We start from the raw sequence: 24,679 nt of genomic DNA, 5'->3' as shown, positions 1-24,679 counted from the left end.
GGCTTTTGTCGGGTTGGGCCATGGAGCTGGCACCGTTGTTGCTAACACCTCACTAACCGCACGGTGAGTGTCAAAAAATTGCGGGTCGTCAGAGAGAGTAGACCATGAGCCAAGGTGTTGAATTTAATCGGTTGATGCTGGATATGCGGGCCATGCAAATGGACGCCATGTCGCAGCCTAAAACCGCCGCAGTGGCAGAAGTCAGCGGCAGCAGCTTCGCTGACATGCTTGGCCAGGCCGTGAACAAGGTTAGCGATACTCAGCAGGCGTCCAATCAGCTGTCCAGTGCCTTCGAGATTGGCAAGAGCGGTGTCGACCTGACGGACGTGATGATTTCCTCGCAAAAGGCCAGCGTGTCTTTTCAAGCCTTGACCCAGGTGCGCAACAAGCTGGTTCAAGCGTATCAAGACATCATGCAGATGCCGGTTTAAGGACGAGATTGAGTCATGGCAGAAGCAGTCGCCGATAACGTACCGGCCAAGGCCACCCCGATAGACGGTAAACCGCCGCTATTCGGTTTGTCCTTCCTGGAAAACCTGTCCCAGATGACCATGCTGCGTCAGGTCGGCCTGTTGGTGGGGCTGGCCGCCAGCGTGGCGATTGGCTTTGCCGTGGTGCTGTGGTCCCAGCAGCCCGACTACCGGCCGCTGTACGGCAGCCTGGCCGGGATGGATGCCAAGCAGGTCATGGAAACTCTGGCCGCTGCCGACATTCCTTACACCGTCGAGCCCAACTCCGGTGCCTTGCTGGTCAAGGCCGATGATGTGTCCCGTGCCCGCCTGAAGCTGGCGGCCGCCGGTGTAGCGCCGGGTGACGGCAACGTCGGTTTCGAGATTCTTGATAAAGAACAAGGCCTGGGCACCAGCCAGTTCATGGAGGCGACCCGTTACCGTCGCGGCCTGGAAGGCGAACTGGCACGGACTATTTCCAGCCTGAACAACGTCAAGGGTGCCCGGGTGCACCTGGCAATTCCGAAAAGCTCGGTGTTCGTCCGTGACGAACGCAAGCCCAGCGCTTCGGTGCTGGTGGAACTGTACTCCGGTCGCTCCCTGGAACCGGGGCAGGTCATGGCTATCATCAATCTGGTGGCTACCAGCGTTCCTGAGCTGAGCAAGTCCCAGGTGACCGTAGTCGACCAGAAAGGCAACTTGCTTTCCGATCAGGCAGAGAACTCTGCCTTGACCATGGCCGGCAAGCAGTTCGACTACAGCCGTCGCCTGGAAGGCATGCTGACCCAGCGGGTGCACAATATCCTGCAGCCGGTGCTGGGCAACGACCGCTACAAGGCTGAAGTCTCGGCAGATGTCGATTTCAGTGCGGTGGAGTCCACCTCTGAGCAGTTCAACCCTGATCAGCCTGCCTTACGTAGCGAGCAGTCGGTCAACGAACAGCGCTCCAGCAGCAACGGCCCGCAAGGCGTGCCGGGTGCTCTGAGCAACCAGCCGCCGTCGCCGGCGTCCGCGCCGCAAACCACGGGTGGTGCTACTGCCGCCGCCGGCATGGTGCAACCGGGGCAGCCACTGCTGGATGCCAACGGTCAACAGATCATGGATCCGGCCACCGGTCAGCCGATGTTGGCGCCATACCCGGCGGACAAGCGTCAGCAATCCACCAAGAACTTCGAGCTTGATCGCTCCATCAGCCATACCCGGCAGCAACAGGGGCGTGTGAATCGCCTGTCGGTAGCCGTGGTGGTCGACGATCAGGTCAAGGTCAACCCGGCCAACGGCGAAACCAGTCGTGCTCCCTGGAGTGCCGACGAATTGGCGCGCTTCACCCGTCTGGTGCAGGACGCCGTGGGCTTTGATGCCAGCCGCGGCGACAGCGTCAGTGTGATCAACGTGCCATTCTCTGCCGAGCGTGGAGAAGTGGTCGCCGATATTCCGTTCTACTCGCAGCCTTGGTTCTGGGACATCGTCAAGCAGGTTCTCGGGGTGTTGTTTATCCTGGTGCTGGTATTCGGCGTGCTGCGTCCGGTGCTCAACAACATCACTGGCGGTGGCAAGGACAAGCAATTGGCCGGCCTGGGCAGTGATGTCGAGTTGGGTGGCATGGGTGGGCTGGATGGTGAGCTGTCCAACGATCGAGTCAGTCTCGGTGGCCCGCAAAGCATTCTGCTGCCAAGCCCGAGCGAGGGTTATGACGCTCAATTGAACGCAATCAAGAGTCTGGTGGCTGAAGACCCGGGTCGTGTGGCTCAGGTCGTGAAAGAGTGGATTAACGCAGATGAGTGATAACCGAGCCGCTACCGCCAAACTGACCCGGGTCGACAAAGCAGCGATCCTGCTGCTGTCCCTGGGGTCCACCGATGCCGCGCAAGTGCTGCGCCACATGGGGCCCAAAGAGGTCCAGCGTGTGGGTGTGGCCATGGCGCAGATGGGCAACGTGCACCGTGAGCAGGTCGAGCAGGTGATGAGTGAGTTCGTCGACATCGTCGGTGATCAGACCAGCCTCGGCGTCGGTTCTGACGACTATGTACGCAAAATGCTCACCCAGGCCCTGGGCGAAGACAAGGCCAACGGCCTGATTGACCGCATTCTCTTGGGTGGCAACACCAGCGGCCTGGACAGCCTTAAGTGGATGGAACCGCGGGCCGTGGCCGACGTGATCCGTTACGAGCACCCGCAGATCCAGGCTATCGTGGTGGCTTACCTCGACCCGGATCAAGCGGGCGAAGTGCTGGGTAACTTCGACCACAAGGCGCGCCTGGACATCATTCTGCGGGTTTCCTCGCTCAATACCGTGCAGCCGGCAGCCTTGAAAGAGCTGAACCAGATTCTCGAGAAGCAGTTCTCCGGCAACTCCAACGCTTCACGTACCACTCTGGGCGGCATCAAGCGCGCAGCCGACATCATGAACTTCCTCGACAGCTCGATCGAAGGCCAGTTGATGGATTCGATCCGCGAGGTCGACGAAGACCTGTCCGGTCAGATCGAAGACCTGATGTTCGTCTTCAACAACCTGGCCGATGTCGACGACCGCGGCATCCAGGCGTTGCTGCGCGAAGTGTCTTCCGATGTGCTGGTGCTGGCCCTCAAGGGTTCGGACGAAGGGGTCAAGGAAAAGATCTTCAAGAACATGTCCAAGCGTGCGGCAGAGCTGCTGCGCGACGACCTGGAAGCCAAGGGCCCGGTTCGCGTCAGCGACGTGGAGACCGCGCAGAAGGAAATCCTCACTATTGCCCGCCGTATGGCCGAAGCCGGAGAAATCGTTCTCGGCGGGAAGGGCGGCGAAGAAATGATCTAAGGTCGCTTTATGTCGTCCAGCAGTGATGAGTCCCAAAGCGAAGTGATTCGCGCTCGGGACGTCGAGGATTTTGACGTCTGGGCTCTGCCCAGTTTCGATCCCGAGCCGCCCGAGCCCGAGCCGGAACCTGAAGAGGTGCCGGAAGAAATCGAGGAAGTGCCGCTGGACGAAGTCCAGCCACTGACCCTTGAAGAGCTCGAGAGCATTCGCCAGGAAGCCTATAACGAAGGTTTCGCCACCGGTGAGAAGGAAGGCTTCCACAGCGCCACGCTCAAGGTCCGTCAGGAAGCCGAGGTTGCCCTGAGGGCCAAGCTGCAGACGCTTGAGTTGCTGATGAGCAACCTGTTCGAGCCTATCGCCGAGCAAGACACACAGATTGAAAAGTCTCTGGTGGAGTTGGTGAAGCACATCGCTCGCGAAGTGATCCAGCGTGAGCTGGCCATGGACTCTAGCCAGATCGAGCACGTCATGCGTGAAGCGCTCAAGCTGTTGCCCTTGGGCGTCGGCAATGTGCGTCTGTACGTCAATCCGCAGGATTTCGAGCAGGTCAAAAGCCTGCGTGACCGGCATGAGGAAAGCTGGCGTATCGTCGAGGACGAGGCGCTGCTGCCCGGTGGTTGCCGGGTCGAGACCGAGCACAGCCGGATTGATGCCAGTGTTGAAACCCGGATCACCCAGGCCATGGACCAACTGTTCGACCAGATGCACGAGCAGTCGCTGCACCCGGCCGCCACAGACTTGAGCCTGGACCTCGGCCCGCGGACGCCGATAGTGCCGGCGCCGGATGACGCCAGCACCAACGCCATCGAGGAGGCTGCAACGCACGCGCCTGTGGATCACTTCGATGCGCCTTGAACGCACCAGCTTCGGCAAGCGCCTCGGCGGTTACGCCGAAGCGATCAAGCTGCCGGGTCAGCCGATTCTTGAAGGGCGCTTGCTGCGCATGGTTGGCCTGACCCTGGAAGCCGAGGGCTTGCGTGCGGCCATGGGCACCCGTTGCCTGGTGATCAACGATGACAGTTATCACCCGGTCAAGGTTGAAGCGGAGGTCATGGGCTTCTCCGGCGGCAAGGTATTCCTGATGCCGGTGGGCAGCGTCGCCGGGATCGCTCCGGGTGCCCGTGTGGTACCTCTGGCCGACACCGGGCGCTTGCCCATGGGCATGAGCATGCTCGGGCGAGTGCTGGACGGCGCCGGACGGGCGCTGGATGGCAAGGGCGGCATGCGCGCCGAGGACTGGGTGCCGATGGACGGCCCCACCATCAACCCTCTCAAGCGTGACCCGATCAGCCAGCCGCTGGATGTGGGAATCCGCAGCATCAACGGTTTATTGACGGTGGGTCGCGGCCAGCGGTTGGGCCTGTTCGCCGGTACCGGCGTGGGTAAGAGTGTGCTCCTGGGCATGATGACCCGCTTCACCGAGGCCGACATCATCGTGGTCGGCCTTATCGGCGAGCGGGGTCGTGAGGTCAAGGAGTTCATCGAGCACATCCTGGGTGAAGAAGGCCTTAAGCGTTCGGTAGTGGTGGCTTCGCCAGCGGATGATGCGCCGCTGATGCGTTTGCGCGCGGCCATGTACTGCACGCGCATCGCTGAATATTTTCGCGACAAGGGCAAGAACGTCCTGTTGCTGATGGATTCTCTGACCCGTTTCGCCCAGGCCCAGCGGGAAATCGCCCTGGCCATCGGCGAGCCGCCGGCCACTAAGGGTTATCCGCCTTCAGTGTTCGCCAAGCTGCCCAAGCTGGTGGAGCGCGCCGGTAATGCCGAGGCTGGCGGTGGTTCGATCACGGCGTTCTATACCGTGCTCTCCGAGGGCGATGACCAGCAGGATCCGATTGCCGACTCTGCCCGAGGCGTGCTCGACGGACACATCGTACTGTCCCGGCGTCTGGCGGAAGAGGGGCACTACCCGGCGATCGACATCGAGGCCTCCATCAGTCGGGTCATGCCGGCGGTGATCAGCCCCGACAACATGGCTCGCGCCCAGTACTTCAAGCAGCTGTGGTCGCGTTATCAGCAAGCTCGCGACCTGATCAGCGTCGGTGCCTACGTGCCTGGGGGCGACCGCGATACCGACACCGCGATCTCCTTGCAGCCGGCGATGGTGGCCTACCTGCGTCAGGGGCTGAATGACAACGTCAGTCTTGGCCATAGCCAGACCCATCTGGAGATGCTCTTCGCTCCGGCAACGGGCGGGTAACGGGCAATGGCCGACAGCCGTGCGGCGCGTCTGGCGCCAGTGGTGGACATGGCTGAAAATGCCGAGCGCACTGCCGCCCAGCGCCTGGAGTACTTCCATGGTCAAGTGCGCGTGGCCGAGAGCAAGCTGGGCGACCTGGAGCGTTTTCGCGGCGACTACCAGGAGCAATGGGTCGAGCGCGGCAAGCTCGGCGTCAGCGGCCATTGGCTGATGAACTACCAGTACTTCCTCAGCCAGCTAGACACCGCGGTGGCCCAGCAGCGGCAAAGCCTGGCCTGGCACCAGAACAACCTCGATCGCGCGCGGGAGGCTTGGCAGCAGGCGTATGCGCGGGTGGGCGGATTGCGCAAGCTGGTGCAGCGTTATATCGATGAGGCTCGGGCGTTAGAAGATAAGCGCGAGCAGAAGCTGCTGGATGAGCTTTCCCAGCGTTTGCCCCGTCAAGATCCTTATTGACCCTGCTCATTTTTGTGCTGCAGGTTGTCCGCCTGGCGAGTGGGTGCTAAACCTTCTAGACGTCGTCTATGACAAGGAAGCAGTCTCATGTCGGTCGTTACAGAAATATCCCCTGATGGACAGAAACTCACGATCTCGATCAGGGGGCGTTTTGATTTCGGACGCCACCAGGAATTTCGTGAATCCTATGAGCGACTCAACAGGACGCCGGAGTCCATCGTGGTGGACCTCAAGGAGGCCACCTACCTCGACAGTTCGGCCCTGGGCATGTTGCTCTTGTTGCGTGACCACGCCGGAGGCGACAGTGCCGATGTGCGGGTGATCAACAGCAATTCGGATGTGCGCAAGATTCTCGCCATCTCCAATTTCGACAAGCTTTTCGACATCAGTTGAGTGGTGCGCGCTCGATGGCCGAGCCCCTGTGTGTACTGATTGCCGAAGATGGCGCGGCGGATCGCCTGCTGCTGTCCAGTATCATCCGGCGCCAGGGGCATCAGGTGCTGGCGGCGAGCAATGGGGCGCAGGCGCTGGAACTGTTTCAGCAACAGCGTCCGCACATTGTGCTGCTGGACGCGATGATGCCGGTGATGGACGGGTTTGAGGCGGCACGGCGAATCAAGGCGCTGGCGGGCGAAGCCCTGATACCGATCATTTTCCTTACCTCCCTGAGCGAGGGCGAGGCGCTGGCTCGCTGTCTTGAGGCGGGTGGTGACGATTTCCTGGCCAAGCCCTACAACCCGGTGATCCTGGCCGCCAAGATCAATGCCATGGATCGTCTGCGGCGTCTGCAGGAAACTGTTCTGCACCAGCGTGACCAGATCACTCGCCACCACGACTATCTGCTCAATGAGCAGCGAGTGGCCAAGGCTGTATTCGACAAAATTGCCCATTCCGGCTGCCTGAATGCGCCGAATATTCGCTATTTGCAATCGCCCTACGCGCTGTTCAATGGTGATCTGTTGCTGGCGGCCTACACCCCCGCAGGGGACATGCATGTCTTGCTGGGGGACTTCACCGGCCATGGTCTGCCCGCCGCGGTCGGCGCCATGCCCCTGGCCGAGGTGTTCTACGCCATGACCGCCAAGGGTTATGGGTTGCCGGAAATCCTCCGGGAGATGAATGCCAAGCTCAAGCGCATCCTGCCGGTGGACATGTTCTGCTGCGCCACGCTGTTGTGCCTGAGTCATCAGCGGCGGGCGGTGGAGGTGTGGAATGGCGGGATGCCCGAGGGCTATTTGTACAGCCAGGTCAGTGTTGCGAGAACGCCATTGGTGGCTCGCCACTTGCCTCTCGGGGTCTTGAGTGCCGAGGCTTTCGAGGATGCTACCGAAGTGTTTCCCATGGCTTTGGGGGATCGGGTGTTCCTGCTCTCTGATGGAGTGATCGACACCTGTAACGTCGAGGATGAACTGTTTGGCGTGCAGCGGTTGCAGCAGGTGTTTGCCGCCAATCGCCAGCAAGGGCTCCTGTTCGAGGAGGTTCAGCAGGCCCTGAAGGACTTTGGGGGCAGTGCCCGGGACGATGTGAGCATGGTCGAGGTTGGGTTGCCGGAGCTCCCGAGGCTGGCGCCGCCCACCCTGGTGTATTCCGATAGCGGACAATCCTGCCCGCTGGACTGGTCGGTGAGCTTCGAGTTTCGTGCGGCGACCCTCAAGCGCTTCAATCCCTTGCCCTACCTGTTGCAGTTGCTGCTTGAGGTGCACGGCCTGAGGTCTCAGAGCGGGGCGCTTTACAGTGTGCTGGCCGAGCTTTATTCCAATGCGCTGGAGCACGGTGTGCTCAAGTTGGACTCGCGGCTCAAGCGCGATGCTGAGGGCTTCACCCGCTATTATCGCGAGCGCAGCGCCAGGCTCGCGGAGCTTCAGGAAGGTTTTGTCCGGGTCCACCTGCAGGTGCTGCCCCGGGAGGCCGGAGGGCGCCTGGTGGTTCGGGTTGAGGACAGTGGTGAGGGTTTCGACATCGCTGCAGTCCTGGCAAGGCCCAACGATGCGGGGCGTTTGTCGGGGCGCGGCGTCAGCCTGATTCGTCAAATGAGCCAGCAGGCGGTGTGGGCGGACGACGGGCGCAGTGTCTGCGTGGAGTTTTCTTGGGAGGCAATGGCATAATTAGTCTGTTCTTGATCAAGGAGTGAACAAGTGGCTGAGATTCATCTGGACCACACTGTGCTCAATGCGCTGCAGGAAGTTATGGAGGATGAGTACCCCCTCCTGCTGGACACCTTTGTCTGCGATTCCGAGGAGCGAGTGCAACTGTTGCGCAAGTCCGAAGATGCGATCCAGTTGGTGGCCACTGCTCATAGCCTCAAGGGCAGTAGCAGCAACATGGGCGCTATTCGCCTGGCTGAGCTCTGTCATCAACTGGAGTTGCGGGCTGGGCAGTCGGCCGCTACCGGAGTCCGTCAGTTGGTGGGTGAGATCGATGGCGAGTTCGCCATTGTCCGGCGTCTATGTCAGCAAGAGCTGCAGCGTTTTCACTGCTGAGAAATAACTTTTTATCCGCAGTGTGATGAAACTGGCTCAACCCTTGCATTCAAGTCTCGCAACTGTACCTATGATTCCAGTGCAGCGGAGACTGTCCCATGGCTGTTACCCCCAATTCGCTTCTTCAGGCCGCCGCTCAGGCCACTGTTCAGGCCAAGCCTCAAGCGGCCCCTGTCAGCCCTCTGGCAAACGCTGCCCAGCCTGATGACAAGGCCTCCAGCTTTGCGCAGCTCTACGCCAAAGAATCCCAGAACAAACCACAGAGCAAGCCTCTGGTCGTCGCTGACAATTCGCCCAAGCCGGGGCGTGACAAGAGTGCCGACTACAGCTCGAAGAAGGATGTCGGCAGCGATCAGTCTGCCGCGCCGCAGTCGGTGGTTGCCGATAGCGGCAAGACCTTGCCTGCCGACAAGCCCGCCAGCAGCGACAGCAAAACCTCGGGCAACGACAGCAAGGCCGCCGCCAGTGATGACAGTAAGCCGGTCGATACCGCTCAAGTCGATACGCCACCAAGCGTGCCGCCGCTGGATTCAAGCCTGGTGTCAGTAGTGCCGCCGCCGCCTGTAGTGGCGACCGAAGCGCCTCCCGCCACGCCGCTGGCGCCTCAGGTTGAAGCGGCTCCGGCGGTGGTGCCGCCGCCGGTCGCTGCTGCGGTGGTGGCGCCGGTTGCCGATCCGGCCAAGGCAGAATTCGACCCAGAGGCCGATCCATTGGATGCCATGCCAGCCGTGCGCCTGGCCATGGAGCAGGGCGGACATGTCTCGGCTTCCAGTCAGGCACAGCCCAAGGCCGCTCCGGCGAGCGCCAATAGTGACGGCCAACTGGCGTCGGTGCAGAACTTCGCCAATGGCATGGCGAGCATGCTCGAGCAGCAAACCAGCAAGAACAGTACCGAGCAGGGTGGAGAGAAGGCTTTCACGGGACTGGTTGCCGAAGGCCTGAAAGACCTCAAGGGGGCATCCAGCGACACTCGTGTGGATGATTTCGCCAATCGTCTGGCGGCCCTGACCCAGGCTGCGACACCCAAGACCGCCAACGCGACGCCGGTCAACCAGCCTCTGGCCATGCATCAGAGTGGCTGGACCGACGAGGTGGTCAACCGGGTCATGTACCTGTCCAGTAGCAACCTCAAGTCGGCGGACATCCAGTTGCAGCCAGCCGAACTGGGGCGTCTGGATATTCGTGTGCACATGATCCCCGATCAGCAGACCCAGGTGACCTTCATGAGTGCCCATGCCGGTGTTCGCGAAGCCCTGGAGGGGCAGATGCACCGCATGCGCGACATGTTCAGCCAGCAAGGCCTGGGGCAGGTCGACGTCAACGTCTCCGATCAGTCCCGTGGCTGGCAGGGCCAGGAGCAGGCTCAGCAGGGGCAAAATCGTGGCAGTGGTTCCAGTACCAGTGGTGGACGTCTGGACGGAGTCGACGACGAGCAGCCTCATGCCGTGGCTGAAGTGGCCGCTCCGGTGCAGACAGTGATCGGTTCCAGCGCCGTCGATTACTATGCCTGACTTGTAGTCGGGGGCTGGCTGTGGGGTCAGGGAGCTTGCTCCCGCTCCACTGCGCGGCGCTTGCCCCGGCCCTTCGCAATGCCGATGCCTGTGGCCTAACCTCAAGCCGTTATCCCGCAGGTTTCCTCTCGCACCACCCCCGCATTCGGTTCATCCCCCCGCTCCAGACAAATCTGGCATAACACTTGCTCTTGCCTTGCCGTGCGACTGTGAACCCCCGAATAGTGACGGATTATTGGCATGGCGAAGAGCGAAGCAGCAGAAAAACCCACCGCAGGGAAAAGCAAACTCAAGCTTATCCTCTTGATTGTCCTGGCGTTGTTTCTGGCCATCGGCCTTTCGGTCGGCGCCACCTGGTACTTCATGCACAGTGCTCAGAGCAAGCCTGCCCCGGCTGCGGAGACCGCCACTAACGTCAAGTCGGCGGCGATCTACGAGCCCATGGCCCCAGCCTTCGTGGCCAACTACACGCAGAATGGTCGTCAGCGCTACATGCAGGTGAGTATTACCCTGCTGGCGCGTAACCAGGCTGACCTGGACGCCTTGAAAGTGCACATACCGATGATCCGCAACAATCTGGTGATGCTCTTCTCCGGGCAGAATTTCGACACCCTGGCGACTCCGGTCGGTCAGGAAATGCTCCGCCAGAAGGCCACCGCCAGCGTCCAGGAAGTGGCGCAGAAAGAGGTGGGCAAAGTGGTGGTCGAGCAGTTGCTCTTTACTAACTTCGTACTGCAGTAGGAACACGACATGGCCGTGCAGGACCTGCTGTCCCAGGATGAGATCGATGCGCTGTTGCATGGCGTCGACGACGGTCTGGTACAGACCGAACACGCTGCCGAGCCCGGCAGTGTCAAAAGCTACGACCTGACCAGCCAGGATCGCATCGTCCGTGGACGCATGCCGACCCTGGAAATGATCAACGAGCGTTTCGCCCGCTATACCCGGATCAGTATGTTCAACATGCTGCGGCGTTCGGCTGACGTGGCGGTAGGCGGCGTACAGGTCATGAAGTTCGGTGAATACGTGCACTCGCTGTACGTGCCCACCAGCCTCAACCTGGTAAAGATCAAGCCGCTGCGCGGTACGGCGTTGTTCATTCTCGACGCCAAGCTGGTGTTCAAGCTGGTGGACAACTTCTTCGGCGGCGATGGCCGTCATGCGAAGATCGAAGGGCGTGAATTTACCCCGACCGAACTGCGGGTAGTGCGCATGGTGCTGGAGCAGGCGTTCGTCGATCTGAAGGAGGCCTGGCAGGCGATCATGCCGGTCAATTTCGAGTACATAAACTCGGAAGTGAACCCGGCCATGGCCAACATCGTCGGCCCCAGCGAAGCCGTTGTGGTGTCGACCTTTCACATCGAGCTCGATGGCGGCGGTGGCGACCTGCACGTAACCATGCCGTATTCGATGATCGAGCCGATCCGCGAGATGCTCGACGCCGGCTTCCAGTCCGACCTGGATGACCAGGACGAACGCTGGAGCAAGGCCCTGCGCGAGGACCTGCTGGATGTGGCAGTGCCGCTAAGCGCCACAGTGGCCCGTCGTCAGTTGCGCCTAAGAGACATCCTGCACATGCAGCCTGGCGACGTGATCCCGGTGGAACTGCCGGAAGACATGATCATGCGCGCCAATGGCGTGCCCTCGTTCAAGGTCAAGCTGGGTTCCCACAAGGGCAACCTGGCGCTGCAAGTGATCGAACCGATCGGGCGCCGTTAAGCGGCGCTCCAACCTGTTTGCTGTTCAATGAATTTTTGCCCGTCGAGGACCCATGATGGCTGACGAAATTAACTCCCAGGACGACCAGGCGCTGGCCGACGAATGGGCTGCTGCGCTGGAAGAAACCGGTGATGCCGGTCAGGCCGATATCGACGCTTTGCTGGCGGCCGATGCAGGTGCCGCGTCAGGCTCCGGGCGTTTGCAGATGGAAGAGTTCGGCAGCGTGCCGAAGAATCTCGACCCGGTCACGCTCGATGGTCCCAATCTCGATGTGATCCTCGACATCCCGGTGTCGATCTCCATGGAAGTGGGCAGCACCGATATCAACATCCGCAACCTGTTGCAGCTCAACCAGGGCTCGGTGATCGAGCTTGATCGCCTGGCCGGCGAACCGCTGGACGTGTTGGTCAACGGCACCCTGATCGCCCATGGCGAGGTGGTGGTGGTCAACGAGAAGTTCGGTATTCGCCTGACGGACGTGATCAGTCCCAGCGAACGCATCAAGAAGCTGCGCTAAGTGAACAAGCTGCTTGGCTTAGTGCTGCTCGGCTTGCCGCTGAGTGCCCTGGCTGCGGAGCCGGTGGCGACTGCCGTGACTGCCGCTGCAGTGCCTGCGGTGGGCAGTGTCAGTGGGCAGTTGACCCAGTTGGTGCTGGGCCTGCTGCTGGTGATCGGGCTGATCTTCTTCCTCGCCTGGCTGTTGCGCCGGGTGCAGCAGGCCGGGCCGGCGGGCAAGGGTCAGGTGATCGAGCTGATCGGCTCCCGAGCCCTGGGGCCACGGGATCGCCTGGTGCTGGTGCAGGTGGGCGGCGAGCAGATTCTGCTGGGTCTGACTCCGGGCACTATCACGCCGCTGCATGTACTCAAAGAGCCGGTGCAGGTGCCCAGTGCCGAGCAGGCGACGCCCGAGTTCGCCCAGCGCCTGATGGAGCTGTTGGGCAAGGACCAGAAGGATAAGAAGTAATGCCGTTGCGCATCATCTTGACGTTGGCGCTGATGTTGGTAGCGCCGCTGGCGCTGGCGGCCGACCCGTTGTCGATCCCGGCGATCACGCTTGGCACCAACGCCAGCGGCCAGCAGGAATACTCGGTCAGCCTGCAGATCCTGCTGATCATGACCGCGCTGAGCTTCATTCCGGCGTTCGTCATGCTGATGACCAGTTTCACTCGGATCATCATCGTCTTCTCGATCCTGCGTCAGGCCCTTGGCCTGCAGCAGACGCCGTCAAACCAGATCCTGACCGGCATGGCGTTGTTCCTCACCATGTTCATCATGGCGCCGGTGTTCGACCGGGTGAACCAGGATGCGCTGCAGCCTTACCTGGCGGAAAAGCTCACGGCCCAGGATGCAGTGGCCAAGGCCCAGGTGCCGATCAAGGATTTCATGCTGGCGCAAACCCGCAGCAGTGACCTGGAGCTGTTCATGCGCCTGTCCAAGCGCACCGATATTGCCAGCCCCGACCAGGCGCCGCTGACCATCCTGGTGCCGGCCTTCGTCACCTCGGAGCTGAAGACGGCGTTCCAGATCGGCTTCATGATCTTTATCCCGTTCCTGATTATCGACCTGGTAGTGGCCAGTGTGTTGATGGCCATGGGCATGATGATGTTGTCACCGCTGATCATCTCCCTGCCGTTCAAGATCATGCTGTTCGTCCTGGTGGATGGCTGGGCATTGATCATTGGCACCTTGGCGGGCAGTTTCGGTGGTGTTTAAAACCTTGTTTGCGGGTGCTCGACAATGACTCCAGAAGTCGCGGTAGACCTGTTTCGCGAAGCCCTCTGGCTGACCACCATGATGGTGGCGGTGCTGGTGGTGCCCAGCCTGCTGGTGGGCTTGATGGTGGCCATGTTCCAGGCGGCCACCCAGATCAACGAACAGACCCTGAGCTTCCTGCCGCGCCTCCTGGTGATGCTGGTGACCCTGATTGTCGCCGGTCCCTGGCTGGTGCAAACCTTCATGGAATACATCCGTCAGTTGTACGGCAGTATTCCGCAGTTGATTGGCTGAGCCGATGTCTTTGCTGGCGCTGACCGACACGCAGATCAGTACCTGGGTGGCGAGCTTCATGTTGCCGCTGTTCCGGGTGACTTCGCTGCTGATGGTGATGCCGATCTTCGGCACGACCCTGGTACCTCGACGGGTGCGCCTGTATTTCGCCCTGGCAATCACGGTGGTGATAGCCCCGGGACTGCCGCCCATGCCCGCGGTGCATGCCCTGGATCTCAGTGGCTTGCTGCTGGTTGCCGAGCAGATTCTGATTGGTGCGGTGCTGGGCTTTTCCCTGCAGCTGTTCTTCCAGTCCTTTGTCGTCGCCGGGCAGATCGTGGCGATCCAGATGGGCATGGGGTTCGCCTCCATGGTCGATCCTACCAATGGCGTGTCGGTGGCGGTCATCGGACAGTTCTTCACCATGTTGGTGAGCCTGCTGTTCCTGGCCATGAACGGTCACCTGGTGGTGTTCGAGGTGCTCACTGAAAGCTTCACCACGCTGCCGGTGGGTGGCGGGTTGATGGTTAATCACTACTGGGAGTTGGCCGGTAAACTTGGCTGGGTCCTGGGGGCAGCGCTGCTGCTGGTGTTGCCGGCGATCACAGCCTTGCTGGTGGTCAACATCGCCTTTGGCGTGATGACGCGCGCGGCGCCGCAGTTGAACATTTTCTCCATTGGTTTCCCCCTGACCCTGGTGCTTGGCATGGGCATTGTCTGGATCAGCCTGGCCGACATCCTCAATCAGTATCAGCCGCTGGCCTCCGAAGCCCTGCAGTTCTTGCGCGAACTGGCACAGGCGCGCTGAGCCATGGCAGAGAGCGAGAGCGGTCAGGACAAGACAGAAGACCCCACGGAGAAGCGCAAGAAGGACTCCCGGGAAAAGGGCGAGATCGCCCGCTCCAAGGAGCTCAATACCCTGGCGATCATGCTTGCCGGGGCAGGTGCGCTGCTGATCTATGGCGGCGGCCTGGCCCTGGACCTGCTGGAGATCATGCGCCTGAATTTCTCCCTGCCCCGTGAGGTGCTGCTCAGTCCCGGGGCCATGGGGCTGTACCTGCTGCACTCGGGCAAGATCGCCATCCTGGCGGTGCAGCCGGTGCTGCTGACCCTGTTGCTGGCGGCCGTCATCGGCCCGATTTCCCTGGGGGGCTGGTTGTTTGCCGGCAAGAGCCTGGCGCCCAAGTTCAGTCGGATGAATCCGGCCAATGGCCTCAAGCGGATGTTCTCTGCCACGGCGCTGATCGAGTTGCTCAAGGCACTGGCCAAGTTCGGCCTGGTGCTGTTCGTGGCGCTGTCGGTGCTGTCTTCTGATATCGATGATCTGCTGCGGATCGCCCACGAGCCCCTTGAACTGGCCATCATCCACAGCGTGCAGGTGGTGGGTTGGAGTACGTTGTGGATGGCCTGCGGGTTGATCCTGATTGCTGCAGTGGATGTGCCGGTGCAGTTGTATCAGTCCCACAAGAAGCTGTTGATGACCAAGCAGGAAGTGCGCGACGAGCACAAGGATCAGGAGGGGCGTCCGGAGGTCAAGCAGCGGATTCGTCAGTTGCAGCGCGAGATGTCCCAGCGGCGGATGATGGCGGCGATCCCGGATGCCGACGTGGTCATCACCAACCCGACGCACTTCGCCGTGGCCCTCAAGTACGACTCGGAGAAAGGCGGGGCGCCGGTGCTGCTGGCCAAGGGCAGCGACTTCCTGGCGCTGCAGATTCGTGAAATTGCCGTGGCCCATGAAGTGATGTTGCTGGAGTCGGCGGCCCTGGCGCGTTCGATCTACTACTCCACCGAGCTTGAGGAAGAGATTCCGGCCGGGCTCTATCTGGCGGTGGCTCAGGTCCTGGCCTACGTCTACCAGATCCGCCAGCATCGCGCGGGCAAGGGCAAGCGTCCGGACCCGCTCAAGGACCTGCCGATCCCGGCGGACCTGCGGCGCGACACCTCCGGCAAGCAGTCTTCTGGTGGCCCCATCGATCCGCTGTAGTCGCGGCCTGTAGGGGCTGGCTTGCCAGCGAATGCCTCCGATTTTTGTCAGAAAAATGGCTAATTGCCACTATCTCGCCTTGTCTAACCCGATCTGTAGAAGCCGGCCGTGCGGGGTTCGCTTGCAGGTAAGGGCGCCCCCGTGATCGTGTTCGCCGGCAAGCCGATTCCTGTGGGGCGGGGGGATTGCGCTGCTGCGGCAAAGTTGGAAGGCTTCTTGCAGTAGCCGCCCCATGCCGCTTCAGGCGTCAAAAGTTTGCTTTACGGAACGGGGTAAATCGGTGGATCGCTCTCAGTTAATCAACACAGCTCGCAGTAGCCTGGCCGGCCTCGGTCAGGGCAACCTGGGTGTGCCGGTGCTGCTGTTGGTCATGCTGGCCATGATGATGCTGCCAGTGCCACCGTTCCTGCTGGACGTATTCTTCACCTTCAACATTGCCCTGTCGATCGTGGTCCTGCTGGTCTGCGTGTATGCCCTGCGACCGTTGGACTTCGCCGTATTCCCGACCATCCTGCTGGTGGCTACACTGCTGCGGCTGGCGCTCAACGTGGCCTCGACCCGGGTGGTAATGCTTCACGGCCAGGACGGTCACGCCGCCGCGGGCAAGGTGATCCAGGCCTTCGGTGAAGTGGTGATCGGCGGTAACTACGTGGTTGGTATCGTGGTCTTCGCGATCCTCATGATCATCAACTTCGTGGTGGTGACCAAGGGTGCCGGACGTATCTCCGAGGTGAGTGCGCGTTTCACCCTGGACGCCATGCCCGGCAAGCAGATGGCCATCGACGCCGACTTGAACGCCGGCCTGATCGACCAGAACCAGGCCAAGCTGCGTCGCCTGGAAGTGGCCCAGGAAGCCGAGTTTTACGGTTCCATGGACGGTGCCAGCAAGTTCGTCCGCGGTGACGCCATCGCCGGCCTGTTGATTCTGTTCATCAACCTGATCGGCGGCATGGCCGTCGGTATCTTCCAGCACAACATGTCGTTCGGCGATGCCGGCCGGGTCTATGCCCTGTTGACCATCGGTGACGGTTTGGTGGCGCAACTGCCATCGCTGCTGCTCTCCACCGCGGCGGCCATCATGGTTACTCGGGCTTCGGGCTCCGAGGACATGGGCAAGCAGATCAACCGGCAGATGTTCGCCTCGCCCCGGGCCCTGGCGGTCTCTGCGGGCCTGATGGCGGTCATGGGCATTGTGCCGGGCATGCCGCATTTCTCCTTCCTCAGCCTGGCGGCGGTAGCCGGCGGCGCGGCCTACCTGTTGTGGAGAAAGCAAAACGCGGTCAAGGTCCAGGCCCTGGAAGAAGTCCAGCGCCAGCAGGACCTGCTGCCATCCCCGGCTCGTGCCATGGAAACCAAGGAGCTGGGTTGGGACGATGTGACCCCGATCGACATGATCGGCCTGGAAGTCGGTTACCGCCTGATTCCCCTGGTGGACCGCAACCAGGGTGGGCAGTTGCTGGCGCGGATCAAGGGGGTGCGCAAGAAGCTCTCCCAGGACCTGGGCTTCCTCATGCCCACGGTGCATATCCGTGACAACCTGGATCTGGCCCCCAGCGCCTATCGCCTGACCCTGATGGGAGTGATCCTGGCAGAGGCGGAAATTTATCCGGATCGCGAGCTGGCGATCAACCCGGGGCAGGTCTACGGCACACTCAACGGTATCTCCGCCCGGGACCCGGCCTTTGGCCTGGAAGCAGTGTGGATCGAGATCAGCCAGCGTCCCCAGGCGCAGTCCCTGGGTTACACCGTGGTGGACGCCAGCACGGTGGTCGCGACTCACCTGAACCAGATTCTGTACAAGCACTCCAGTGAACTGATCGGTCATGAAGAGGTGCAGCAACTGATGCAGTTGCTGGCCAAGAGCTCGCCGAAGCTGGCCGAGGAGTTGGTACCGGGCGTGCTGTCGCTGTCACAGTTGCTCAAGGTATTGCAGGCGCTTTTGGCCGAGCAGGTACCAGTACGCGATATTCGCAGCATTGCCGAGGCCATCGCCAACAATGCCGCCAAGAGTCAAGATACTGCCGCTTTGGTTGCTGCGGTACGCGTCGGATTGTCTCGCGCCATCGTCCAAAGCATTGTAGGCACTGAGTCTGAGCTGCCTGTGATCACCTTGGAGCCAAGGTTGGAACAAATTTTGCTCAGCAGTCTGCAGAAGGCAGGACAAGGCCAGGAAGAAGGCGTTCTGCTGGAGCCAAGCATGGCTGAGAAACTGCAGCGCTCGCTGATCGAAGCGGCGCAGCGTCAAGAGATGCAAGGTCAACCGGTGATTCTGTTGGTGGCGGGTCCGGTCCGCGCCATGCTCTCGCGGTTCGGCCGTCTCGCCGTCCCGGGTTTGCATGTGCTGGCGTACCAGGAAATTCCTGACAACAAGCAAGTGACCATCGTTGCGACAGTAGGGCCCAACGGCTGAGGTAGTGGGTTATGCAAGTTAAGCGTTTTTTTGCCGCCGATATGCGTCAGGCCATGAAGCTGGTTCGTGATGAGCTGGGCGCTGAAGCCGCCATCATCGGCAATCGGCGGATTGCCGGGGGCGTCGAGTTGACGGCTGCGCTGGATTACAAGTTGTCGGCGTTGTCGCCCCGGGTCCCGAACATGGAACTTGAGGATGAACTGCGCAAGACCCAGTCGCGGATCGTCACCGCCCAGGCCGAATTGAGCCTGCGGGGCGAGGGCGACAGTACCGCGATCACCAATCGCCAGCTGTTCGCCGGCCTGCCGCTGACAGCTGCCGAGCCGCTGATCGAGCCGACCCTGACCGAGCGCCCGCGCCCGGCACCGGCCCCTGCGGCACCGGTTGCCGATAACCGGGCCCTGGATTCGATGCGCTTCGAACTCAATGGCCTGCGCGAGCTGCTGGAAGTGCAGCTGGGCTCCCTGGCCTGGAGTCAGCTGCAAGGCAGTCGTCCGGAGCAGGCCAATCTTTGGCGCCGCCTGCAGCGTATCGGCTTGTCCGGTCCACTGGCCCGCGACCTGTTGGCGTTGACTGTGGAAATCGACGAGCCCCGGCAGGCCTGGCGCATGCTTCTGGCGCACCTGGCGCGGATGATCCTGACCCCGGAAATCGAGCCGCTGGAAGAGGGTGGCGTGATCGCCATGGTCGGTCCTGCCGGCATGGGCAAGACCACGACCCTGGCCAAGCTGGCGGCGCGCTACGTGCTCAAGTACGGCGCGCAGAACATCGCGCTGGTAAGCATGGACAGTTACCGTATCGGCGCTCAGGAGCAGCTCAAGACCCTGGGCCGGATCCTCAATGTCTCGGTGACCCATGTCGACCCTGGCCAATCCCTGGCCCAGGCCCTGGATCCGCTGCTGCGCAAGCGCGTGGTACTGATCGACACCGCCGGTCTGCAGGCCAGCGATCCGGCGTTACGCATGCAGCTGGAAAGCTTGGCTGGTCGCGGGATCAGGGCGAAGAATTATCTGGTGCTGGCAACCACCAGCCAGAAACAGGTGTTGACCGCCGCCTACCACAGCTACAAGCGTTGCGGCCTGGCCGGTTGCATCCTGACTAAACTGGATGAAACAGCCAGTCTTGGCGAGGTCTTGAGCCTGGCCATCAGTCATGAACTGCCGGTTGCCTATCTGACCGATGGGCCGCGGATTCCTGACGACTTGCACCTGCCACGCCGACACCAACTGGTGAGTCGCGCAGTGAGTGTGCAGATGCAGGAAGAACCCAGCGAAGAAGCCATGGCCGACATGTTCGCTGACCTTTACCACAGCTCGACCAAGCGGGTTGGCTGAGGTAAGCATGAATAGATTGCACTGTATCTACATCGATGGTCTGCCATGCATTGTTCCAATGGTGAACGCGCAGCCAGTTATGTGGCCCCGTCTAAGTAAGACAAGGTAAAGAAAGAACATGGGCAGCATGCATCCCGTACAGGTGATTGCGGTGACCGGCGGCAAAGGTGGCGTCGGCAAGACTAACGTGTCAGTAAACTTGTCCCTGGCTCTGGCTGAGCTGGGTCGGCGGGTGTTGCTGCTGGACGCCGACCTGGGTCTGGCCAACGTCGATGTCCTGCTGGGGCTGACTCCCAAACACACCCTCGCCGATGTCATCGAGGGTCGCTGCGAGCTGCGCGATGTGCTGCTCCAGGGGCCTGGCGGCATCCGCATTGTCCCGGCCGCCTCGGGTACCCAGAGCATGGTGCACCTGAGCCCCGCCCAGCACGCGGGCCTGATCCAGGCCTTCAGTGACATTGGCGACAATCTCGATGTGCTGGTGATTGACACCGCTGCGGGTATTGGTGACTCGGTAGTCAGTTTTGTTCGCGCGGCCCAGGAAGTATTGCTGGTGGTCTGTGACGAGCCGACCTCGATCACCGATGCCTATGCGCTGATCAAGCTGCTCAATCGCGACTACGGCATGAATCGTTTCCGGGTCCTGGCCAACATGGCACAGAGCCCTCAAGAAGGGCGCAACTTGTTTGCAAAATTGACCAAGGTCACGGATCGCTTCCTGGACGTGGCTTTACAATACGTCGGCGCAGTTCCCTACGACGAAAGCGTACGCAAGGCCGTGCAAAAGCAGCGTGCGGTCTATGAAGCCTTTCCTCGTTCGAAGTGTGCATTGGCGTTCAAGGCCATCGCGCAAAAAGTCGATACCTGGCCGTTGCCGGCGAACCCTCGCGGGCATCTGGAATTTTTTGTCGAGCGGCTAGTGCATCAAACAGCGGGACCGGTGCTATGACTGCCAGTGGCTACAACCTTTACAAGAAGTCGGCGCGTGATAGCCAGTACGAATTGATCGAGCGCTATGCGCCTCTGGTCAAGCGTATCGCCTATCACCTGCTGGCGCGGTTGCCGGCCAGTGTTCAGGTGGAAGACCTGATTCAGGCCGGGATGATCGGTTTGCTCGAAGTGTCGACCAAATACGATGCGAGCAAGGGCGCGAGCTTTGAAACCTACGCCGGTATCCGGATTCGTGGGGCGATGCTCGATGAGGTCCGTAAAGGCGACTGGGCACCCCGTTCGGTGCACCGTAATACGCGCATGGTCAGTGATGCAATTCGCGCAATTGAAGCTAAAACCGGTCGTGACGCTAAAGATCACGAAGTTGCGGCCGAACTTCAATTGAGTCTCGACGATTATTACGGGATTTTGAACGACACCTTGGGCAGTCGCCTGTTCAGTTTCGACGATCTGTTGCAGGACGGCGAGCATGAAGGGCTGCACGAGGATGGCGCCAGTGCTCATCTCGAGCCGTCACGAGACCTGGAGGATGAACGCTTCCAGGCCGCGTTGGCGGATGCGATTGCCAATTTGCCGGAGCGCGAGCGACTGGTGTTGGCGCTGTACTACGACGAAGAGCTGAACCTCAAGGAAATCGGTGAGGTCCTGGGGGTCAGCGAATCGCGGGTCAGCCAGTTACACAGCCAGTGCGCAGCCCGCTTGCGGGGGCGTTTGGGGGAGTGGCGAGCGCGCTGACAGGCAGTGTGGGGACACTGCGATCAAGACCGGTGGGGCCAGGCGCAGCACCGGTTTTGCAGTATGTGCTTCATGCAGTCGTTGTGTGTTATGCCGAATTGATTGAATGGCGCGTTCAGGTGCTGGACGCGTTTAAGACTGCTTGGAGGTCGAATTGGACAAGAACATGAAAATCCTCATCGTTGATGACTTTTCAACGATGCGGCGGATCATAAAAAACCTGTTGCGTGATCTGGGTTTCACCAACACGGTCGAGGCCGACGATGGCACCACCGCCATTCCGGTACTCAACAGCGGAAGCATCGACTTTCTGGTAACGGACTGGAACATGCCCGGCATGACCGGTATCGACCTGCTGCGCCACGTGCGTGCCGATGAAAAGCTCAAGCACCTGCCGGTGTTGATGGTAACTGCCGAAGCCAAGCGCGAGCAGATCATCGAAGCTGCCCAGGCCGGGGTGAACGGCTATGTGGTCAAACCATTCACGGCCCAGGCGTTGAAAGAGAAGATCGAAAAGATCTTCGAGCGCATCGGTTGATGTGCGTAGCCATTCCGCCACGGGGGAGCTATGGAGCATAACGAATCTTCACTGGACGACTTTGAGTCGACCCTGAAAAAGCACGCCCTGGAACTGGTCGAGAGCCTTGAAAAGGGCAGATTCGGCGACGCAGTGCAATTGATCCATGAGCTTAATCAGACCCGTGACCGTGGCCTGTACCAGGAAGTGGGCAAGCTCACCCGCGAGCTGCATAGCGCGATCGTCAATTTTCAGATTGACCCGCACATGCCGCAAGCCGAGGAAGTTTCACAGATCACGGATGCCACCGAGCGCCTGTCCTATGTGGTTCGGCTGACGGAAGCCGCTGCCAACCGCACTATGGACCTGGTAGAGAGCAGCACCCCGCTGGTCAACGGCCTGAGCACTGAAGCACAGGCCTTGAGCGCGGACTGGGGACGCTTCATGCGGCGCGAGGTCGGGGCTGAAGAGTTCCGTGAGCTGGCGCGTCGGGTCGACGCTTTTCTGACTCGCAGCGAGCAGGAAAATCGCACCGTCTCGGGCCACCTCAACGACATTCTGTTGGCGCAGGATTACCAGGACCTGACCGGCCAGGTAATCAAGCGTGTGACCCAGTTGGTCACGGAAGTCGAAAGTAATCTGCTCAAACTGGTGTTGATGGCCAGCCAGGTCGATCGTTTTGCCGGTATCGAACATGACCGCGAATCGATCCTCGCTGAAAAAGATCCGCAAAAACATCTCGCCAAGGGTGAAGGTCCACAGATTCATGCCGATAAACGGGAAGACGTTATGTCCGGTCAGGACGATGTAGACGATTTGCTTTCCAGCCTTGGATTCTAGGAGCACCCATTAATGAGCTTCGGCGCCGATGAAGAGATCCTTCAGGATTTCCTGGTTGAGGCCGGCGAGATTCTAGAGCTATTGTCCGAACAACTGGTCGAGCTGGAAAGCCGGCCAGATGATGCGGACTTGCTCAATGCAATTTTTCGCGGTTTTCACACTGTTAAAGGGGGCGCCGGCTTCCTCCAGCTCAATGAGCTGGTGGAGTGCTGCCACATCGCCGAGAACGTCTTCGACATCCTGCGCAAGGGTGAGAGGCGTGTCGATTCGGAATTGATGGACGTGGTGCTTGAGGCTCTGGATGCGGTGAACGGTATGTTCAGCCAGGTCCGTGAGCGCACCGCAATTACCGCTGCGACCCCGGAACTGCTGGCCGCCTTGGCGCGCCTGGCAGAGCCCGCCGGCGCCGAACCTGCAGCGCCAGCTGTGGAGGAGGTGGCTCCAGCCGTTGTCGAGCCTGAGGCCCAAAGCTCAGAGGGTGATATCACCGACAACGAATTCGAACTCCTGCTCGATTCGCTGAATGCCGCCAAGGCCGACGCCGAGTCAGTGCCCGCCGCAGCAGTGGCGCAAGGTGAGCCGGCCGGCGATGAAATCACCGATGCCGAGTTCGAGTCGCTGCTGGACCAGTTGCACGGCAAGGGTCAGTTCGCACCTGATGCGGTAGTACCTGCAGCGGCCCAGGCCGCCAGTGGTGCGGCCGCCGGTGGTGATGAAATCACCGATGACGAATTCGAAGCCTTGCTGGACCAACTGCATGGCAAGGGCAGCTTTGCTGTCGATGCTCTGGAGTCGGCAGTGGCCGCGGTACCTGCAGCAGTGGTGCCTAGCGCCGCCGCAGCGGGTGGCGACCTGATCAGCGATCACGAATTCGAATCCCTGCTGGATGAGTTACACGGCAAGGGCAAGTTCTCTGAAACTCCGGGTGCGGCGAAACCTGCAGCTGCGACAACGGCTGCGCCGGTTGCTGCGGCTACCGCGGCAGTCGCCAAGCCAGTGGCGAAGAAGCCTGAGGTCAAGGCCGAAGCGCCGAAGCCTGCCGCTGCTCCTGCTCCTGCTGCTGCCCCGGCTCGCGCTGCTGCTGCCCCGCCGGCGGAAAAACCCACCAGCGAAGCGGAAACCACGGTGCGGGTAGATACCGCGCGCCTGGACGAAATCATGAACATGGTCGGCGAGTTGGTGCTGGTGCGTAACCGTCTGGTGCGCCTGGGCCTCAACAGCGGCGACGAAGCCATGTCCAAGGCGGTGTCGAACCTCGACGTGGTCACCGCCGACTTGCAAACCGCGGTCATGAAGACCCGCATGCAGCCGATCAAGAAGGTCTTCGGGCGCTTCCCGCGCCTGGTTCGCGACCTGGCACGGCAGCTGAAGAAAGAGATCAACCTGGAACTGGTAGGGGAAGAAACCGACCTCGACAAGAACCTGGTGGAGGCCCTGGCCGACCCGCTGGTGCACTTGGTGCGCAACGCGGTGGACCACGGTATCGAATCGCCGGAAGAGCGCGAAGCCTCGGGCAAGTCCCGTGGCGGCAAGGTGGTGCTGGCGGCGGAACAGGAGGGTGACCACATCCTCCTGTCGATCTCCGACGACGGCAAGGGCATGGACCCGAACGTCCTGCGGGCGATTGCCGTCAAGCGTGGCGTGATGGACAAGGACGCCGCCGACCGCCTGAGCGACAGCGAGTGCTACAACCTGATCTTTGCCCCGGGTTTCTCTACCAAGACCGAGATCTCCGATGTCTCCGGTCGTGGCGTGGGCATGGACGTGGTGAAAACCAAGATTTCCCAGCTCAACGGTTCGATCAACATCTACTCGACCAAGGGCCAGGGTTCGAAGATCGTCATCAAGGTGCCGTTGACCCTGGCGATCATGCCGACGTTGATGGTGATGCTCGGCAACCAGGCGTTTGCTTTCCCGTTGGTCAACGTCAACGAGATCTTCCATCTCGACCTGTCGCGCACCAACGTAGTGGACGGTCAGGAAGTGGTGATCGTGCGCGACAAGGCATTACCCCTGTTCTACCTCAAGCGCTGGCTGGTCAGTTCCGCCGCTCATGAAGAGCAGCGTGAAGGCCATGTAGTGATCCTTTCGGTGGGCACTCAGCGGATCGGCTTTGTCGTCGATCAGCTTGTGGGCCAGGAAGAAGTGGTCATCAAGCCCTTGGGCAAAATGCTTCAGGGAACCCCGGGCATGTCCGGCGCCACCATTACCGGTGACGGCCGCATCGCTCTGATTCTCGATGTTCCTAGCATGCTCAAGCGTTACGCCGCACGGCGTATTTGATTCGGCGGGGAGGGGCGGTTG

25 protein-coding genes are annotated in these 24,679 nt (G+C 61.0%); all 25 read left to right on the top strand.

Annotation, left to right across the window (positions count from 1 at the left end; translation table 11 throughout):
- Window positions 1-104: 104 nt before the first annotated feature.
- The 25 genes from fliE (at window position 105) to GV818_RS06410 (ending at window position 24,658) form a co-directional block, all read left to right on the top strand.
- The gene (fliE, locus tag GV818_RS06530) at window positions 105-431 is read left to right on the top strand and encodes a flagellar hook-basal body complex protein FliE (RefSeq protein ID WP_161753707.1); all 327 of its coding nucleotides are present in this window, start codon (window positions 105-107) and stop codon (window positions 429-431) included.
- A gap of 15 nt (window positions 432-446) precedes the next feature.
- Window positions 447-2,234 carry a flagellar basal-body MS-ring/collar protein FliF gene (gene fliF, locus GV818_RS06525; RefSeq protein ID WP_161753705.1) on the top strand — a complete coding sequence of 596 codons (1,788 nt, stop codon included), beginning with the start codon at window positions 447-449 and terminating at the stop codon, window positions 2,232-2,234.
- A complete protein-coding gene (gene fliG, locus GV818_RS06520) occupies window positions 2,227-3,246 on the top strand; it encodes a flagellar motor switch protein FliG (RefSeq protein ID WP_011059975.1) in 1,020 nt (339 codons plus the stop codon). Before fliF ends, fliG begins: the two co-directional genes overlap by 8 nt.
- A gap of 9 nt (window positions 3,247-3,255) precedes the next feature.
- Complete coding sequence (gene fliH / locus GV818_RS06515) at window positions 3,256-4,101, top strand: flagellar assembly protein FliH (RefSeq protein WP_161753703.1); 846 nt, start codon at window positions 3,256-3,258, stop codon at window positions 4,099-4,101.
- A complete protein-coding gene (fliI, locus tag GV818_RS06510) occupies window positions 4,091-5,449 on the top strand; it encodes a flagellar protein export ATPase FliI (RefSeq protein WP_161753701.1) in 1,359 nt (452 codons plus the stop codon). The genes fliH and fliI overlap by 11 nt, the downstream gene beginning before the upstream one ends.
- 6 nt (window positions 5,450-5,455) lie before the next feature.
- Complete coding sequence (gene fliJ, locus GV818_RS06505; RefSeq protein WP_161753699.1) at window positions 5,456-5,905, top strand: flagellar export protein FliJ; 450 nt, start codon at window positions 5,456-5,458, stop codon at window positions 5,903-5,905.
- 87 nt (window positions 5,906-5,992) lie between these two features.
- Window positions 5,993-6,298, top strand: a complete 306-nt coding sequence (locus GV818_RS06500; protein ID WP_161753697.1) for an STAS domain-containing protein — start codon at window positions 5,993-5,995, stop codon at window positions 6,296-6,298.
- A gap of 14 nt (window positions 6,299-6,312) precedes the next feature.
- Window positions 6,313-8,010 carry a fused response regulator/phosphatase gene (locus GV818_RS06495; RefSeq protein ID WP_161753695.1) on the top strand — a complete coding sequence of 566 codons (1,698 nt, stop codon included), beginning with the start codon at window positions 6,313-6,315 and terminating at the stop codon, window positions 8,008-8,010.
- Window positions 8,011-8,040: 30 nt separating this feature from the next.
- On the top strand, window positions 8,041-8,385 hold the full coding sequence (locus GV818_RS06490) for an Hpt domain-containing protein (protein ID WP_161753693.1): 345 nt from the start codon (window positions 8,041-8,043) through the stop codon (window positions 8,383-8,385).
- A 98-nt stretch (window positions 8,386-8,483) separates the two neighbouring features.
- Complete coding sequence (locus tag GV818_RS06485; protein ID WP_161753691.1) at window positions 8,484-9,896, top strand: flagellar hook-length control protein FliK; 1,413 nt, start codon at window positions 8,484-8,486, stop codon at window positions 9,894-9,896.
- Between the two features lie 240 nt (window positions 9,897-10,136).
- Entirely contained in the window at window positions 10,137-10,637 is a 501-nt protein-coding gene (gene fliL, locus GV818_RS06480) for a flagellar basal body-associated protein FliL (RefSeq protein ID WP_161753689.1), read from the top strand.
- 9 nt (window positions 10,638-10,646) lie between these two features.
- Entirely contained in the window at window positions 10,647-11,615 is a 969-nt protein-coding gene (gene fliM, locus GV818_RS06475) for a flagellar motor switch protein FliM (RefSeq protein ID WP_161753687.1), read from the top strand.
- Between the two features lie 55 nt (window positions 11,616-11,670).
- The gene (gene fliN, locus GV818_RS06470) at window positions 11,671-12,132 is read left to right on the top strand and encodes a flagellar motor switch protein FliN (RefSeq protein WP_161753685.1); all 462 of its coding nucleotides are present in this window, start codon (window positions 11,671-11,673) and stop codon (window positions 12,130-12,132) included.
- On the top strand, window positions 12,133-12,579 hold the full coding sequence (fliO, locus tag GV818_RS06465) for a flagellar biosynthetic protein FliO (RefSeq protein WP_161753683.1): 447 nt from the start codon (window positions 12,133-12,135) through the stop codon (window positions 12,577-12,579).
- Window positions 12,579-13,328, top strand: a complete 750-nt coding sequence (gene fliP / locus GV818_RS06460; protein ID WP_161753681.1) for a flagellar type III secretion system pore protein FliP — start codon at window positions 12,579-12,581, stop codon at window positions 13,326-13,328. Before fliO ends, fliP begins: the two co-directional genes overlap by 1 nt.
- Before the next feature lie 24 nt (window positions 13,329-13,352).
- Window positions 13,353-13,622 carry a flagellar biosynthesis protein FliQ gene (fliQ, locus tag GV818_RS06455; RefSeq protein WP_011059988.1) on the top strand — a complete coding sequence of 90 codons (270 nt, stop codon included), beginning with the start codon at window positions 13,353-13,355 and terminating at the stop codon, window positions 13,620-13,622.
- Between the two features lie 4 nt (window positions 13,623-13,626).
- Window positions 13,627-14,409, top strand: a complete 783-nt coding sequence (gene fliR, locus GV818_RS06450) for a flagellar biosynthetic protein FliR (RefSeq protein ID WP_161753679.1) — start codon at window positions 13,627-13,629, stop codon at window positions 14,407-14,409.
- Window positions 14,410-14,412: 3 nt separating this feature from the next.
- Complete coding sequence (gene flhB / locus GV818_RS06445) at window positions 14,413-15,588, top strand: flagellar biosynthesis protein FlhB (RefSeq protein WP_161753677.1); 1,176 nt, start codon at window positions 14,413-14,415, stop codon at window positions 15,586-15,588.
- Between the two features lie 280 nt (window positions 15,589-15,868).
- Window positions 15,869-17,998, top strand: a complete 2,130-nt coding sequence (gene flhA / locus GV818_RS06440; protein WP_161753675.1) for a flagellar biosynthesis protein FlhA — start codon at window positions 15,869-15,871, stop codon at window positions 17,996-17,998.
- An 11-nt stretch (window positions 17,999-18,009) separates the two neighbouring features.
- Window positions 18,010-19,332: a flagellar biosynthesis protein FlhF gene (flhF, locus tag GV818_RS06435; RefSeq protein WP_161753673.1), complete on the top strand. Its 1,323-nt coding sequence runs from the start codon at window positions 18,010-18,012 to the stop codon at window positions 19,330-19,332.
- A gap of 118 nt (window positions 19,333-19,450) precedes the next feature.
- Window positions 19,451-20,281 carry a flagellar synthesis regulator FleN gene (gene fleN / locus GV818_RS06430; RefSeq protein WP_011060002.1) on the top strand — a complete coding sequence of 277 codons (831 nt, stop codon included), beginning with the start codon at window positions 19,451-19,453 and terminating at the stop codon, window positions 20,279-20,281.
- Window positions 20,278-21,018 (top strand): RNA polymerase sigma factor FliA, encoded by a 741-nt coding sequence (gene fliA / locus GV818_RS06425; protein ID WP_011060003.1) that lies wholly within the window; start codon window positions 20,278-20,280, stop codon window positions 21,016-21,018. The genes fleN and fliA overlap by 4 nt, the downstream gene beginning before the upstream one ends.
- A gap of 166 nt (window positions 21,019-21,184) precedes the next feature.
- Window positions 21,185-21,556 carry a chemotaxis response regulator CheY gene (locus tag GV818_RS06420; protein WP_003183998.1) on the top strand — a complete coding sequence of 124 codons (372 nt, stop codon included), beginning with the start codon at window positions 21,185-21,187 and terminating at the stop codon, window positions 21,554-21,556.
- A 30-nt stretch (window positions 21,557-21,586) separates the two neighbouring features.
- Window positions 21,587-22,375, top strand: coding sequence for a protein phosphatase CheZ (locus tag GV818_RS06415; RefSeq protein ID WP_161753671.1), 789 nt, complete (start codon window positions 21,587-21,589; stop codon window positions 22,373-22,375).
- A 12-nt stretch (window positions 22,376-22,387) separates the two neighbouring features.
- Window positions 22,388-24,658 carry a chemotaxis protein CheA gene (locus GV818_RS06410; RefSeq protein WP_161776086.1) on the top strand — a complete coding sequence of 757 codons (2,271 nt, stop codon included), beginning with the start codon at window positions 22,388-22,390 and terminating at the stop codon, window positions 24,656-24,658.
- Window positions 24,659-24,679: the final 21 nt, after the last annotated feature.

Source organism: Pseudomonas sp. Fl4BN1, from assembly GCF_009908285.1.
In the GTDB taxonomy this organism is placed as follows: domain Bacteria; phylum Pseudomonadota; class Gammaproteobacteria; order Pseudomonadales; family Pseudomonadaceae; genus Aquipseudomonas.
The sequence above is the reverse complement of the archived record's forward strand: the minus strand, read 5'-3'. Positions and strand labels throughout refer to the sequence as shown.

Coding starts and splice junctions, on each gene's coding strand:
- fliE (WP_161753707.1), top strand. CDS start 105: ATGAGCCAAGGTGTTGAATTTAATCGGTTGATGCTGGATATGCGGGCC.
- fliF (WP_161753705.1), top strand. CDS start 447: ATGGCAGAAGCAGTCGCCGATAACGTACCGGCCAAGGCCACCCCGATA.
- fliG (WP_011059975.1), top strand. CDS start 2,227: ATGAGTGATAACCGAGCCGCTACCGCCAAACTGACCCGGGTCGACAAA.
- fliH (WP_161753703.1), top strand. CDS start 3,256: ATGTCGTCCAGCAGTGATGAGTCCCAAAGCGAAGTGATTCGCGCTCGG.
- fliI (WP_161753701.1), top strand. CDS start 4,091: ATGCGCCTTGAACGCACCAGCTTCGGCAAGCGCCTCGGCGGTTACGCC.
- fliJ (WP_161753699.1), top strand. CDS start 5,456: ATGGCCGACAGCCGTGCGGCGCGTCTGGCGCCAGTGGTGGACATGGCT.
- GV818_RS06500 (WP_161753697.1), top strand. CDS start 5,993: ATGTCGGTCGTTACAGAAATATCCCCTGATGGACAGAAACTCACGATC.
- GV818_RS06495 (WP_161753695.1), top strand. CDS start 6,313: ATGGCCGAGCCCCTGTGTGTACTGATTGCCGAAGATGGCGCGGCGGAT.
- GV818_RS06485 (WP_161753691.1), top strand. CDS start 8,484: ATGGCTGTTACCCCCAATTCGCTTCTTCAGGCCGCCGCTCAGGCCACT.
- fliL (WP_161753689.1), top strand. CDS start 10,137: ATGGCGAAGAGCGAAGCAGCAGAAAAACCCACCGCAGGGAAAAGCAAA.
- fliM (WP_161753687.1), top strand. CDS start 10,647: ATGGCCGTGCAGGACCTGCTGTCCCAGGATGAGATCGATGCGCTGTTG.
- fliN (WP_161753685.1), top strand. CDS start 11,671: ATGGCTGACGAAATTAACTCCCAGGACGACCAGGCGCTGGCCGACGAA.
- fliP (WP_161753681.1), top strand. CDS start 12,579: ATGCCGTTGCGCATCATCTTGACGTTGGCGCTGATGTTGGTAGCGCCG.
- fliQ (WP_011059988.1), top strand. CDS start 13,353: ATGACTCCAGAAGTCGCGGTAGACCTGTTTCGCGAAGCCCTCTGGCTG.
- fliR (WP_161753679.1), top strand. CDS start 13,627: ATGTCTTTGCTGGCGCTGACCGACACGCAGATCAGTACCTGGGTGGCG.
- flhB (WP_161753677.1), top strand. CDS start 14,413: ATGGCAGAGAGCGAGAGCGGTCAGGACAAGACAGAAGACCCCACGGAG.
- flhF (WP_161753673.1), top strand. CDS start 18,010: ATGCAAGTTAAGCGTTTTTTTGCCGCCGATATGCGTCAGGCCATGAAG.
- fleN (WP_011060002.1), top strand. CDS start 19,451: ATGGGCAGCATGCATCCCGTACAGGTGATTGCGGTGACCGGCGGCAAA.
- fliA (WP_011060003.1), top strand. CDS start 20,278: ATGACTGCCAGTGGCTACAACCTTTACAAGAAGTCGGCGCGTGATAGC.
- GV818_RS06420 (WP_003183998.1), top strand. CDS start 21,185: ATGAAAATCCTCATCGTTGATGACTTTTCAACGATGCGGCGGATCATA.
- GV818_RS06415 (WP_161753671.1), top strand. CDS start 21,587: ATGGAGCATAACGAATCTTCACTGGACGACTTTGAGTCGACCCTGAAA.
- GV818_RS06410 (WP_161776086.1), top strand. CDS start 22,388: ATGAGCTTCGGCGCCGATGAAGAGATCCTTCAGGATTTCCTGGTTGAG.